General features: G+C 63.6%; 12 protein-coding genes. 2 read left to right on the top strand and 10 right to left on the bottom strand.

What is annotated here, in order from left to right; all coding sequences use genetic code 11:
- Positions 1 to 47: 47 nt before the first annotated feature.
- The 5 genes from hxlA to tkt all read right to left on the bottom strand — a co-directional run bounded on the left by hxlA (position 48) and on the right by tkt (position 5,776).
- On the bottom strand, positions 48 to 689 hold the full coding sequence (hxlA, locus tag EK23_RS20590; RefSeq protein WP_045227288.1) for a 3-hexulose-6-phosphate synthase: 642 nt from the start codon (positions 687 to 689) through the stop codon (positions 48 to 50).
- 107 nt (positions 690 to 796) lie between these two features.
- Positions 797 to 1,678: a phosphoribulokinase gene (locus EK23_RS20585; protein ID WP_045227287.1), complete on the bottom strand. Its 882-nt coding sequence runs from the start codon at positions 1,676 to 1,678 to the stop codon at positions 797 to 799.
- A gap of 45 nt (positions 1,679 to 1,723) precedes the next feature.
- The gene (locus EK23_RS20580) at positions 1,724 to 2,500 is read right to left on the bottom strand and encodes an HAD family hydrolase (RefSeq protein WP_200892208.1); all 777 of its coding nucleotides are present in this window, start codon (positions 2,498 to 2,500) and stop codon (positions 1,724 to 1,726) included.
- Positions 2,501 to 2,504: 4 nt separating this feature from the next.
- The gene (gene fba, locus EK23_RS20575) at positions 2,505 to 3,569 is read right to left on the bottom strand and encodes a class II fructose-bisphosphate aldolase (RefSeq protein ID WP_045227286.1); all 1,065 of its coding nucleotides are present in this window, start codon (positions 3,567 to 3,569) and stop codon (positions 2,505 to 2,507) included.
- A gap of 194 nt (positions 3,570 to 3,763) precedes the next feature.
- A complete protein-coding gene (tkt, locus tag EK23_RS20570; protein WP_045227289.1) occupies positions 3,764 to 5,776 on the bottom strand; it encodes a transketolase in 2,013 nt (670 codons plus the stop codon).
- Positions 5,777 to 6,157: 381 nt separating this feature from the next.
- On the opposite strand from tkt, the gene EK23_RS20565 reads away from it, so the two are divergent.
- On the top strand, positions 6,158 to 7,165 hold the full coding sequence (locus EK23_RS20565; RefSeq protein WP_097991053.1) for a transaldolase: 1,008 nt from the start codon (positions 6,158 to 6,160) through the stop codon (positions 7,163 to 7,165).
- A gap of 69 nt (positions 7,166 to 7,234) precedes the next feature.
- Here EK23_RS20565 and EK23_RS20560 read toward each other — a convergent pair whose 3' ends face one another.
- The 3 genes from EK23_RS20560 to cysT are packed head-to-tail and all read right to left on the bottom strand — an operon-like array spanning position 7,235 to position 10,080.
- Positions 7,235 to 8,317, bottom strand: coding sequence for a sulfate/molybdate ABC transporter ATP-binding protein (locus EK23_RS20560; protein ID WP_045227284.1), 1,083 nt, complete (start codon positions 8,315 to 8,317; stop codon positions 7,235 to 7,237).
- A gap of 8 nt (positions 8,318 to 8,325) precedes the next feature.
- Positions 8,326 to 9,198, bottom strand: a complete 873-nt coding sequence (cysW, locus tag EK23_RS20555) for a sulfate ABC transporter permease subunit CysW (RefSeq protein WP_097991055.1) — start codon at positions 9,196 to 9,198, stop codon at positions 8,326 to 8,328.
- A gap of 48 nt (positions 9,199 to 9,246) precedes the next feature.
- A complete protein-coding gene (gene cysT, locus EK23_RS20550; RefSeq protein WP_045227282.1) occupies positions 9,247 to 10,080 on the bottom strand; it encodes a sulfate ABC transporter permease subunit CysT in 834 nt (277 codons plus the stop codon).
- 202 nt (positions 10,081 to 10,282) lie between these two features.
- Here cysT and EK23_RS20545 point away from each other — a divergent pair, with 202 nt between their 5' ends.
- On the top strand, positions 10,283 to 11,068 hold the full coding sequence (locus EK23_RS20545; RefSeq protein WP_045227281.1) for a class II glutamine amidotransferase: 786 nt from the start codon (positions 10,283 to 10,285) through the stop codon (positions 11,066 to 11,068).
- On the opposite strand, the gene EK23_RS20540 is transcribed toward EK23_RS20545, so the two are convergent.
- Both EK23_RS20540 and EK23_RS20535 read right to left on the bottom strand, forming a co-directional pair.
- Entirely contained in the window at positions 11,065 to 11,925 is an 861-nt protein-coding gene (locus tag EK23_RS20540; protein ID WP_045227280.1) for an EAL domain-containing protein, read from the bottom strand. The two genes, EK23_RS20545 and EK23_RS20540, sit on opposite strands and share 4 nt — an antisense overlap.
- A gap of 86 nt (positions 11,926 to 12,011) precedes the next feature.
- Positions 12,012 to 12,389, bottom strand: a 378-nt coding sequence (locus EK23_RS20535; RefSeq protein WP_045227279.1) for a sulfate ABC transporter substrate-binding protein, incomplete at its 5' end; no start/stop codon positions are given.

Raw genomic sequence — 12,389 nt, 5'->3', positions numbered from 1 at the left:
ATCTCGTTGATTTTCCCGAAGATCAGTTCCTGATGCATGGCCAGCCCTTACAGCGCGTCAACCAGACCGCGGATTTCCTTCGCAGCCGCAGACGGAGACGCTGCGCCGTAGATGGCTGCGCCCACGACCACGATGCTGGCGCCGGCTTTGGCAACCTGCTGCACGGTGGACGCATTGATGCCGCCTGCCACGGAGATCTTGATGGGCAGACCCAGGTTGGAAATCGCCTGCAGGTCGGCGAACGGGGTCTGGCCGGCCGCCTGAGCGTCGAGGCCGGTGTGCACGCCCATGATGTGAGCGCCAGCGCCAGCCGCTTCACGCGCCAGGCCGGCCTTGTCGGGCACGTTGATCAGGTCGATCTGGGCTTCTTTGCCGTAGGCATTGGCCGCCTCGATCACACCCTTGATGGTGGCCAGGCCGGAAACGCCCAGCACGGTGCAGATGTCGCCGCCAGCCTGGAAGAAGGGCTTGGCTTCGTACAGACCAGCGTCCATGGTCTTCAGGTCGACCAGCACTTTCTTGTTCGGGAATCTGGCCTTCAGTTCTTTAACCAGGCGGATGCCGTTGTATTTGATGCAGGGGGTGCCGATTTCCAGGATGTCCACATAGGGAGCAACCAGCCCGGCCAGTTTCACGGTCTGGTCATAATCCAGGGAATCCAGAGCCATCTGAATGAGAGGTTTTGCCATGATTGTCCTCCAATTGCTTTTAGTTATAGTGGTTTATCGGCCTTTAACAGCCCTGTTACTCTAAGGGAGGCGGAAGTCTATGTCAACGCTCCCTCGCCAGCCCTACCCTAGGTAATCTTGCGCTCCTCCATCATGCGCTCAATGATGGGTCGGAAGATGATTTCCATGGCCAGCCCCATCTTGCCACCGGGGATTACGATGGAGTTGTAGCGCGACATAAAGGAGTGCTGAATCATGGACAGGAGATTGGGGAAGTTCACGTCGAACTTCTTCACGTCCTTGAAGCGGATGATCACCAGGCTCTCCTCCGGCGTCGGTATGTCCCGGGCGATAAAGGGGTTGGAAGTATCCACCAGGGGCACGCGCTGGAAATTGATGTCAGTCTGGGAGAACTGCGGGGTGATGACCTTCACGTAGTCGTCCATGCGGCGCAGGATGGTGTCGGTCACGTCCTCCGGCTTGTAGCCGCGCTGGGCGGTGTCCCGGTGGATCTTCTGGATCCATTCCAGGTTGACGATGGGAACCACGCCCACCAGCAGGTCCGTGTACTTGGGCAGGTTCAGGGTGTCGGTCTTGACCCCGCCGTGCAGACCCTCGTAGAACAACAGGTCCGTGGTGCCGGACGGTATTTCCTGCCAGGGCGTGAAGGTGCCCGCAGCATGTCCACCCAGTTCCTCGCCTTCCTCGTCGCTGTGGACGTAGTAACGCCGCCGCGCCGCGCCGGTTTCGCCGTAGACCCTGAAGGTCTTTTCCAGCTCGTCCAGGATATTGGCGTCAACCGAAAAATGGCTGAAATGCCAACCCTCCTTCTGCGCCTGGGCGATCTTCTCACGCATGTCGACGCGGTTATAGCGATGGAAGCTGTCCCCCTCGATCACCAGCGGGGTGACTTCCAGGCGGTGGAAGATATGCTCGAAGGATTTCTTGACCGTGGTGGTGCCTGCGCCAGACGAACCGGTGATGGCAATGACAGGGTGCTTTTTGGACATGACTGACGCCTCGTAAACGGGGAATGGCTTCCCGGGTTGTTGTTCTTAGTGTGCCAGGTGGGCCTTGCGCCCATGCAGTTGCCGCAGCAGTTCCACGTCAACCAGGGGGACAGGGAGTTCGACTCCGGCCAGGCGGGTACACGCGGCGCCCGGCTCTCCCAGGTGGTCGACCACCAGGAGCGCACCGTCGAAATCCTGATCCGCGGTGTAGTCATTGACCGTCACTACCGTTTCAATGCCCGCATCCAGGGCCGAGCGCAATCCGTGGCGCGAATCCTCCAGAGCCAGGCATGCCTCGCCAGGCACGCCCAAACGTTCCAGCACGAAGGTGTAGATATCCGGCGCCGGCTTCTTCTTCGGCACGATATCCCCGGCCCCCACCACCTCGAACCAGGGGCGGATATCTTCCCCGAAACAGAGCGAGAGCAGGGCCTCCACATTGCCGGGCGAGGTGGTGGTGGCTATGGCCAGGCGCAAGCCCGATTCCCGAGCCTCCCTCAGCAAACGAAGGACACCGGGCCGTGGCGCGATGCCGCCGCCGGCCAGCAGGGCCTCGTAATGCCGCTCTTTGGCCTTGTGCAATCCTGCAACAAAGGCATCCAGCCCCTCGCTGCCAGCCAATGCCTCCAATTCGCGCAAGCGCATGAAATGCTTGAGCCGCTCCTTGCCGCCGGTCACCGAGAGCAGTTCGCCATAGAGCGCCTCATCCCAGTCCCAGCCCAGTCCGCGGTCGGCGAAGGCGCGGTTGAAGGCGACCCGGTGACCGTCACGCTCGGTGTCGGCCAGGGTACCATCCACGTCGAAGATCAGCGCTTCCAGCACGGGATCACTTGACCACGGGGTCCAGCTCGCCCTTGGCGTAGCGCTTGTTCATGCCTTCCAGGCCGATCACCTTGATCCGGCTGGCTTGGCCCGCCGCGCCGAAAGCCTCGTAGCGCGACTTGCAGATCCCGGTCATGGCGACCTGAGCCACTTTATAAAGCTTGCGCGGGTCGAAGTTCTTCTTCTCGTCCACCATGAACTTGCGCATGGCGCCGTAGGACGCGATGCGCAGGTCGGTGTCGATGTTCACCTTGCGCACGCCATGGCGGATACCTTCGACGATTTCTTCCACCGGCACGCCGTAGGTCTGGCCGATGTCGCCGCCATACTCGTTGATCATCGCCGCCCAGTCCTCGGGCACCGAGGAGGAACCGTGCATCACCAGGTGCACGCTGGGGATGCGGGCGTGAATGTCCTTGACTCGGTCGATGCGCAGCACCTTGTCGGTGGGCTTCTTGGTGAACTTATAGGCGCCGTGGGAGGTGCCGATGGCGATGGCCAGGGCGTCCACACCGGTCTTCTTGACGAAATCGGCGGCCTCGTCGGGGTCAGTGAGAAGCTGGGAATGATCCAGTTCGCCCTCGGCACCGTGGCCGTCTTCCTCGCCGGCCTTGCCCGTTTCGAGCGAGCCCAGGCAGCCCAGTTCGCCCTCGACGGAAACGCCGCAGGCATGGGCAATGTCCACCACCTTGCGGGTGGTTTCCACGTTGTATTCGTAGCTGGAAGGCGTCTTCATGTCCTCCAGCAGGGAACCATCCATCATCACCGAGCTGAACCCGGACTGGATGGCGCGGGCACACACCGCGGGCGAAGCGCCGTGGTCCTGGTGCATGCAGATGGGAATATGGGGCCACATTTCCGCGGCCGCCAGCACCAGATGACGCAGAAAAGGCTCGCCGGCATAGCTGCGGGCGCCGGCCGACCCCTGCAGGATTACCGGAGCATCCACGGCGGCGGCGGCTTCCATGATGGCCTTGACCTGCTCCATGTTGTTCACGTTGAACGCCGGCAGTCCGTAATTGTTCTCGGCGGCGTGGTCCAGCAGTTGTCTCAGGGAAATGATGGCCATGGGAATTCCTCTCATGAAAGGTGGCGGAAACGCCCGGCAACAGGATACCTGAGCGCATACCACCTGGAAGTCGGAGAACTACGCATCGGCTGGCGCGGCGCGGGCCGCCCGCAGACCACAGGATCCACGGCACGGCCCGGCTGGCGCGAAAGCCACAGGCCAGGGCGCGGCGCGCCCCGGCCAAGAAGCGCGTCTTAGAGGATCGCTTCGGTCTTGCTGACGACGTTCTCGACGGTGAAGCCAAACTCCTTGAACAGCAGGGGCGCGGGAGCGGATTCGCCGAAACGGTCAAGACCGACCACCACGCCGGCGCTGCCCACGTACTTCCACCAGCCGTCGGTGACGCCGGCTTCGATCGCGACGCGCTTGGTGACGGCGGGCGGCAGGACGGAGTCCTTGTAGGCCTGGTCCTGAGCGTCGAACACATTGGTGGACGCCATGGACACCACGCGCACCTTCTTGCCCTTGGCAGTCAGTGCCTCGGCCGCCTTCACCGCCAGTTCCACCTCGGAACCGGTGGACATCAGGATCACATCCGGCTGGCCGGCGCAATCCACCAAGGTGTAGCCGCCGCGGGCGATGGCGTCGATCTGCGCCTGGCTGCGCGGAATGTGCGGCAGGTTTTGGCGGGAGAAGATCAGGATGGACGGGCCATCCTTGCGCTCGATGGCCGCTTTCCAGGCCGCGGCCGACTCGACCGCGTCGCAGGGGCGCCAGACCTGCATGTTGGGGATCATGCGCAGGGTGGGGGTCTGCTCCACCGGCTGGTGGGTAGGACCATCTTCGCCCAGACCGATGGAATCGTGGGTGTAGACGAAGATCGCCGGGATCTTCATCAGGGCCGCCATGCGCAGGGCATTGCGGGCGTACTCGGAGAACATCAGGAAGGTTGCGCCGTAGGGCTTGAAGCCGCCGTGCAGGGCAATGCCGTTCATGATGGCGGACATGCCGAATTCGCGCACGCCGTAGTTGACGTAGTTGCCGTCATGCCCCGGGGACATGACGTTCTTGCAGCCGGACCACAGGGTCAGGTTGGAACCGGCCAGGTCGGCGGAACCGCCCATCAGTTCCGGCAACAGCGGGCCGAAGCCGTTCAGGGCATTCTGGGAAGCCTTGCGGCTGGCGATGGTCTCGGCCTTCTCGTTGACCTTGGCGACGAAGGCATTGGACTTCTCGGACCAATCCTTCGGCAGTTCGCCGGCCATGCGGCGCTCGAACTCGGCGGCCAGTTCCGGGAACTCGCGGCGGTAGTTCTCGAAGCGGTCGTTCCAGTCGTTCTCGGCCTTGGCGCCCACTTCGCGGGCATCCCAGCCTTCATAGATGTCGGCGGGCACTTCGAAAGCCGGGTGCGGCCAGCCGATGGTCTCGCGCACCAGGGCCACTTCGTCGGCACCCAGGGCGGCGCCGTGGCATTCTTCCTTGCCCTGCTTGTTGGGGGAGCCCCAGCCGATGATGGTCTGGCAGCAGATCAGGGTCGGCTTGTCGGTGACCTTGCGCGCTTCCTCGATGGCCTTCTTGACCGCGTCGGCGTCGTGGCCGTCAACCTTGGGGATCACGTGCCAGCCGTAAGCCTCGAAACGCTTCGGGGTGTCATCCAGGAACCAGCCCGGGGTATCGCCATGGCCGCGCACTTCGCCGTCGATGGAGATGTTGTTGTCGTCGTAGACCGCAATCAGCTTGCCCAGCTTCATGGAGCCGGCCAGGGAGCATGCCTCGTGGGAGATGCCTTCCATCAAACAGCCGTCGCCCAGGAAAACATAGGTGTAATGATCGACCACGGTGTGACCGGGACGGTTGAACTGGGCCGCCAGGGTGCGCTCGGCCAGGGCCATGCCCACGGCGTTGGTGATGCCCTGACCCAAAGGACCGGTGGTGGTCTCGACGCCCGGCGCGTAGCCGTACTCGGGGTGACCCGGAGTTCTGGAGTGCAGCTGGCGGAACTGCTTCAGCTCATCGATGGGCAGGTCGTAGCCGGTGAGGTGCAGCAAGGAGTAAAGCAGCATGGAGCCGTGGCCGTTGGACAGCACAAAACGATCGCGGTCGGGCCATTTCGGGTTCGCCGGGTTGTGCTTCAAATAGTCGTTCCACAGCACCTCGGCGATGTCCGCCATGCCCATGGGCGCTCCAGGATGTCCGGAGTTCGCTTTCTGAACGGAATCCATGCTCAAGGCGCGAACGGCGTTCGCGAGTTCTCGGCGTGAAGGCATGCTCTTCTCCTGCATTGGGTTAAGAAAATCTAGGCGACGAATTTTATCAGCCTGATCGGCTTTGTCACTAAATTCGCTTACCCGTTGTAAATGGAGTGTGCAACCACGGCTTCCAGACACGCGCCCCATGCGAGCCGGCATGACTTTGCAAGCTCTACCCAACCCAGAGCAGCCGGGGCCTGGAAGAATCGGGCCGGTGTCTCTCGAGCGGACCGAAGGGGGTTCGGCAGCCACTGCCTACCAGATGACGCCGAGACGGCTTCTTGCCGATCAATTTCTAAATTGCTATCATGGAGTGCTTCCGCCCGCCTTCCGGGGCCGGAAACTTCCGGCGTGTTACCGGATCTAAGTCATTACACAAAGCCAAATCGTTAGGAGTCCATCATGTCAAATTTACTCGACCAGCTTCGGGCCGTGACCGTTGTCGTCGCCGATACCGGTGATATTCAGGCTATTGAGAAGTTCAAGCCTCGCGATGCGACTACCAACCCCTCGCTGATCACCGCTGCCGCGCAGATGCCGCAGTATCAGGACATCGTCGACGACACCCTGAAGGGTGCGCGCGCAACCTTGGGCGCTGGCGCTTCCGCCGCGCAGGTTGCCAACCTGGCTTTCGACCGCCTGGCGGTTTCCTTCGGCCTGAAGATCCTGGAGATCATCGAAGGCCGCGTGTCCACCGAAGTGGACGCCCGTCTGTCCTACGACACCGAAGCGACCCTTGCCAAGGCCCGCGACATTATCAAGCAGTATGAATCGGCCGGCATCTCCAAGAACCGTATCCTGATCAAGATCGCCGCCACCTGGGAAGGCATCCAGGCCGCCGCCGTGCTGGAGAAGGAAGGCATCCACTGCAACCTGACCCTGCTGTTCGGTCTGCACCAGGCCATTGCTTGCGCCGAGAACGGCATCACCCTGATCTCGCCCTTCGTCGGCCGCATCCTGGACTGGTACAAGAAGGACACCGGCCGCGATTCCTACGCGCCGCACGAGGATCCGGGCGTCCTGTCGGTCACCCAGATCTACAACTACTACAAGAAGTTCGGCTACAACACGGAAGTCATGGGCGCCAGCTTCCGCAACATCGGTGAAATCACCGAACTGGCCGGCAGCGACCTGCTGACCATCGCGCCGTCCCTGCTGGACGAGCTGCAGAAGACCGAGGGCGAACTGCCGCGCAAGCTGGATCCGTCCAAGGCCGCCAGCTACCCGATCGAGAAGATCAGCGTAGACAAGGCCACCTTCGACCGCATGCACTCGGAGAACCGCATGGCTTCCGACAAGCTGTCCGAAGGCATCGACGGTTTCACCAAGGCCCTGGAACTGCTGGAAGGCATCCTGGCCACCCGCCTGGGTCAGATCGAAGGCACCGCGGGCAGCGTCGCCGCGTAAGTTCCTTCGCCGCTTCGGCGAGCATCAGGGCGCCTGCGGTCTCCGCAGGCGCCCTTACTTTTTGGCGCGCTACGGAAGCGGTTGCGCCCCGTCCCCCTTGCTGAACACCCTCAACCGCTTGGGCTGAATCAGTACCTCATCGCCCTTGTTCAGGCCATTGCCCTGAAACTCCCCGCGACTCATCTCCGCCTCCACCAGGCCGGAACCGTCGCTGCGCTCCAGTTCCAGCCGCACCACCCCGCCCAGCCGGCGCACATCCCGGATCAGCGCGCTGATGCCCTGCCCCTCAGAGTCCCTCGGCGCGACTTCGATTTCATGGGGCCGGGCAAAGAACACCGCATGGCCGTCGTCGTGCTCGCTGTCGTGGCCCAGATGGATCTCGGCATCGCCGATCCGCGCGTGGCCTTCGTGCACCCGCCCATGGAACAGGTTGACGTCCCCCAGGAATTGATAGACGAAAGGCGTCGCCGGATGGTCGTAGACTTCGTCCGGCGTGCCGATCTGCTCCACCCGCCCTTCGTTCATGACCACGATGCGGTCTGCCACTTCCAGGGCCTCTTCCTGATCGTGGGTGACGAACACGCTGGTGACATGCAATTCGTCGTGCAGGCGCCTGAGCCAGCGGCGCAGATCCTTGCGCACCTTGGCGTCCAGCGCGCCGAAGGGTTCGTCCAGCAGCAGCACCTTGGGTTCCACCGCCAGGGCGCGGGCCAGCGCGATGCGCTGGCGCTGGCCGCCGGAAAGCTGCGGCGGGTAGCGGTCCGCCAGCCAGTCCAGCTGCACCAGTTCCAAGAGCTCATGGACCTTTTGCGCGATGGCCGCCTCCGAGGGCCTGCGGGCCTTGGGCCGCACCCTGAGGCCAAAGGCGATGTTCTCGAACACGGTCATGTGCCGGAACAGGGCGTAATGCTGGAACACGAAGCCCACTTCGCGCTCGGCCACGTGGCGGTCGGTGGCGTCCTCGCCGTGGAACAGGATCTGCCCGGCATCCGGTGCCTCCAGCCCTGCGATGATGCGCAGCAGCGAGGTCTTGCCGCAGCCGGAAGGGCCCAGCAGGGCAACCAGCTCGCCCGAGCCGATTTCGAAGTGGATGCCCTTGAGAGCGCGGAATTGGCCGAAGTTCTTGACGATGTTGCGGATTTCAATGCTCATGGGTGGGCTCAGGCGGCTTTAGGGGGTGACTCGTCGCGCAGATGCCATTCCAGGAAGCTCTTGGCGGCCAGGGTGACCAAGGCCAGCAGAGCGAGCAGGGAGGCGACGGCAAAGGCGGCGGCGCTGTTGTATTCGTTGTAGAGGATTTCCACGTGCAGCGGGATGGTGTTGGTCAACCCGCGGATATGCCCGGAGACCACCGACACCGCGCCGAACTCGCCCATGGCCCGGGCGTTGCTCAGGATCACGCCGTACAACAGGCCCCATTTCACATTGGGCAGGGTGACCCGCCACAGGGTCTGCCAGCCGGAGGCGCCCATGACGATGGCGGCCTCCTCTTCCTCGGTGCCCTGGGCTTCCATCAGGGGGATCAGTTCCCGCGCCACGAAGGGAAAGGTGACGAAGATCGTGGCCAGGACGATGCCGGGCACGGCGAAGATCAGCTTGATGTCATGATCGCGCAGCCAGGGACCGAGCCAGCCCTGCAGGCCGAACAGCAGCACATAGACCAAGCCGGACACCACCGGCGACACCGAGAACGGCAGGTCGATCAGGGTGATCAGCAGGTTCTTGCCGGGAAACTGGAACTTGGCGATGCTCCAGGCGGCGGCGATGCCGAACACCAGGTTCAGCGGCACCGCGATGGCCGCCACCAGCAGGGTCAGGCGGATGGCGGCCAGGGCATTGGGATCGCTCAGGGCGCTCCAGTAGGTGCCAAGGCCCTTGCTGAAGGCCTGGACGAACACCACCGCCAGTGGCAGGAACAGGAAGCCGCCGAGGAAGACCAGGGCCAGGGTGATCAGGGTCCAGCGCACCCAGCGCGGTTCGCTGAGGACCAGGCTGCGATGCGTGGCGCGCGCCGGTGGAGGGTTTGTCGTCATGGCGGCCATGGGCGAGTTTTCGGAATGGGAGTGGGGGGCGCCGTCGCCTCAGCGGCCACCGTGGCGGCGTTGGCCCCACCACTGCAGCAGGTTGATGGCGAACAGCAGCAGGAACGAGACCAGCAACATGGACACCGCCAGGGCGGTGGCCCCGGCATAGTCGTACTGTTCCAGCTTGGTGATGATCAACAGCGGGGTGATCTCCGACACCATGGGGATGTTGCCGGCGATGAAGATCACCGAGCCGTACTCCCCCACCGCGCGGGCGAAGGCCAGGGCGAAGCCGGTCAGAAGGCCCGGCCACAAAGTGGGGAAGATCACCTTGCGGAAGGTCTGCCAGCGGGTCGCGCCCAGGCTCATGGCGGCTTCCTCCAGTCCCGACTCGAAGTCTTCCAGAATGGGCTGCACCGTGCGCACCACGAAGGGCAGGCCGATGAAGGTCAGGGCCACTACCACCCCCAGGGGCGTGTAGGCGATCTTGATCCCCATGGGCGCGAGCAGGCTGCCCACCCAGCCCTTGGTCGAATACAGGGTGGCGAGGGCAATGCCGGCCACCGCCGTGGGCAGGGCGAAGGGCAGATCCACCAGGGCGTCCACCACTTTCTTGCCGACAAACTCGTAACGCACCAGCACCCAGGCCACCAGCAGGCCAAAGCCGGTATTGATCAGGGCCGCCAGCAGGGAGGCGGAAAAGGTCAGCTGGTAGGAGGCCAGCACCCGGGGCGCGGTGATCACGTGCCAGAAGGCATCGAGACCCAAGGTGGCGCTCTTGAGAAAGGTGGACGAGAGCGGGATCAGCACGATCAGGCTGAGGTAGAACAGGGTGAAGCCCAGGCCGAGATGGAATCCCGGCAGGACCCGGTGTCGTTTCGCGAAGATCATGAAGATAGCGTCGTTATGTGGGGCCTTTGAGGCCGGCAGCTGGTGCTGTGGCAACAGAGTACCCAAGTCGCTTTATTCTGAAAAAGATTTAGTTGATATCAGCTTATGCCATCCGCGCATAACAAGGCCCCATTGGGCATGGAGCCCTTCCCGGCCCGATTGGGCTATGATGGGGCCAGTCTCGATTGCCCCTGGATAGACCATGTGCCAGCTGCTCGGCATGAACTGCAACGTGCCCACCGACATCTGCTTTTCCTTCGAGGGCTTTCACGTGCGCGGCGGCCTGACCGATCATCACCGCGACGGCTGGGGCATCGCCTTTTTCGAGGGGCCCGGCTGCCGGGTGTTCCTGGATTCCAAGGCCACCATCGAATCGCCGGTGGCGGAACTGGTGCGGCGCTATCCGATCCGCTCCAAGAACGTGATCGCCCATATCCGCAAGGCCACCCAGGGGGTGATCGCCCTGGAGAACTGCCATCCGTTCCAGCGCGAGCTGTGGGGACGCTATTGGATCTTCGCCCATAATGGCAATCTGGAAGGCTTCGAGCCCCCAGTGGACGGCTTTCTGCCGGTGGGTCAGACCGACAGCGAGCGCGCCTTCTGCCTGATCATGAGCCAGTTGCGCGACCGTTTCCCCCAGGGGCATCCCGGCAACGAGGCCTTGTTCCGGGCCCTGGGCGAGATCAGCTGCGCCGTCGCCGCCCACGGCCTCTTCAATTTCCTGCTGTCCAACGGCGAAGTGCTGTTCGCCCACTGCTCCAACAACCTGCACTACCTGGTGCGCAAGGCGCCCTTCGGGCCCGCCCACCTCATCGACCAGGACCTGAGCATGGATTTCAGCCAAGTGGCCCAGGCCGATGATCAGGTGGCGGTGATCGCCTCCTTCCCCCTCACCGACAACGAGCCCTGGACCGCCATGCCGCCGGGGCAGTTGCTGATGTTCCGCGAGGGCGAGCCGGTGGCCGCCCTGCAGTGCCGGAGGCGCTAAAGCCCGGTCGCGCGCAGCGGCGGATCGGCCTCGGGCCTGTGCTCCCGGCGCTCGTAATAGCCCCCGGTCACCAGGTCGGCCCGCAGCAAGCGGGCCAGTTGCTCGTCCCGCTCCGACTCGATGCCTTCCACCAGGAACTGGGTGTCCAGGCTCTGGATCACCGACAGCAAGGTGGTCTTGCGCCGGGCGTCGTCCTCGTCGCGGCTCAGGCGGGCAAAAAAGCCCCGGTCCAGGCGCACGAAGTCGGGGGTGATGCGGTAGAGGAACTCGATGCAGTAGCGTTCGAGGAAAGCCTCGTTGGCCTGGTGGTCGAACTGGATGGCGGTGCCGTAGCCGCGCTGCTGGTAGTTCTTCAGGCCTTCCAGCAGGGCGGTCAGCTGCCGGTCATACAGCGGCGTCACCGGCACGGTGATGACCACCCGCCGCGGCGAGAGGCCGCAGCGGAAGATCACCTCCTCGAAGTAGGCCCCGTGGTCGCGCTTCACCCCCAGCACATGGCGCGGGTGCACATGCAGGAACAGATGCCCGCCCTCGTGGGAGACCGGAAGGTAGTTGAGCATGTGGATGGTGCGGCACAGCCGGTCCAGGTTGATGATGCTGCCCACGTCGGCGGCATGGAACACCCGCGCCGCGGTGGCCTGGCTGGTATCCGGCTCGAAGGCCTGCAGGGTGGCGTCGTGGCCGAACACCAGGCGCGGCGTGTCGGCGCGGCGGATGGGATGGAACTCCGTCGCCAGGCGCAAATCGCCGAAGCGGCTTTCCACCTGCCCGCCACGCAGGCTCAAGGGCGGGAACTTGAGGCCCTGCTCCGCCGTGATGCGTTGGTTGAAGTAATCGACTAGATCGTATAAAGGCATGGTCTTATCCTCCGAGAGTTGTGCCCTTCCAGCCGGTGAGGGGCGCCAAGCGGCCGCAGCCGCCCGCCGCCCCGGCAACGCAAGCCTTATTGGCTGTAGATCTGATCGAACACCCCGCCATCATTGAAGTGGGTGGTCTGTGCCTTGTTCCAGCCGCCGAACACCTCGTCGATGGTGAACAGGCTGACCGGCTTGAACTGGCTGGCATGCTTGGCCAGCACCGCCGCATCACGCGGGCGGTAATAGTGCTTGGCGGCCAGTTCCTGGCCTTCCGGGCTGTAGAGGTACTGCAGGTACTCGCTGGCGGCCTTTTCCGTGCCCTTCTTCTTGGCCACGGCGTCCACCACGGTGACCGGCGGCTCCGCCAGGATGCTCACCGAGGGCACCACGACTTCGTACTTGTCGCTGCCGTATTCCTTGAGGGTCAGGTAGGCCTCGTTCTCCCAGGTAATCAGCACGTCGCC

The sequence above is a fragment of the Methyloterricola oryzae genome, from assembly GCF_000934725.1.
Taxonomy (GTDB): Bacteria; Pseudomonadota; Gammaproteobacteria; order Methylococcales; family Methylococcaceae; genus Methyloterricola; species Methyloterricola oryzae.
The sequence above is the reverse complement of the archived record's forward strand: the minus strand, read 5'-3'. Positions and strand labels throughout refer to the sequence as shown.

Coding starts and splice junctions, on each gene's coding strand:
- EK23_RS20585 (WP_045227287.1), bottom strand. CDS start 1,678: ATGTCCAAAAAGCACCCTGTCATTGCCATCACCGGTTCGTCTGGCGCA.
- cysW (WP_097991055.1), bottom strand. CDS start 9,198: ATGACGACAAACCCTCCACCGGCGCGCGCCACGCATCGCAGCCTGGTC.
- EK23_RS20545 (WP_045227281.1), top strand. CDS start 10,283: ATGTGCCAGCTGCTCGGCATGAACTGCAACGTGCCCACCGACATCTGC.
- EK23_RS20540 (WP_045227280.1), bottom strand. CDS start 11,925: ATGCCTTTATACGATCTAGTCGATTACTTCAACCAACGCATCACGGCG.
- EK23_RS20560 (WP_045227284.1), bottom strand. CDS start 8,317: ATGAGCATTGAAATCCGCAACATCGTCAAGAACTTCGGCCAATTCCGC.
- fba (WP_045227286.1), bottom strand. CDS start 3,569: ATGGCCATCATTTCCCTGAGACAACTGCTGGACCACGCCGCCGAGAAC.
- tkt (WP_045227289.1), bottom strand. CDS start 5,776: ATGCCTTCACGCCGAGAACTCGCGAACGCCGTTCGCGCCTTGAGCATG.
- cysT (WP_045227282.1), bottom strand. CDS start 10,080: ATGATCTTCGCGAAACGACACCGGGTCCTGCCGGGATTCCATCTCGGC.
- hxlA (WP_045227288.1), bottom strand. CDS start 689: ATGGCAAAACCTCTCATTCAGATGGCTCTGGATTCCCTGGATTATGAC.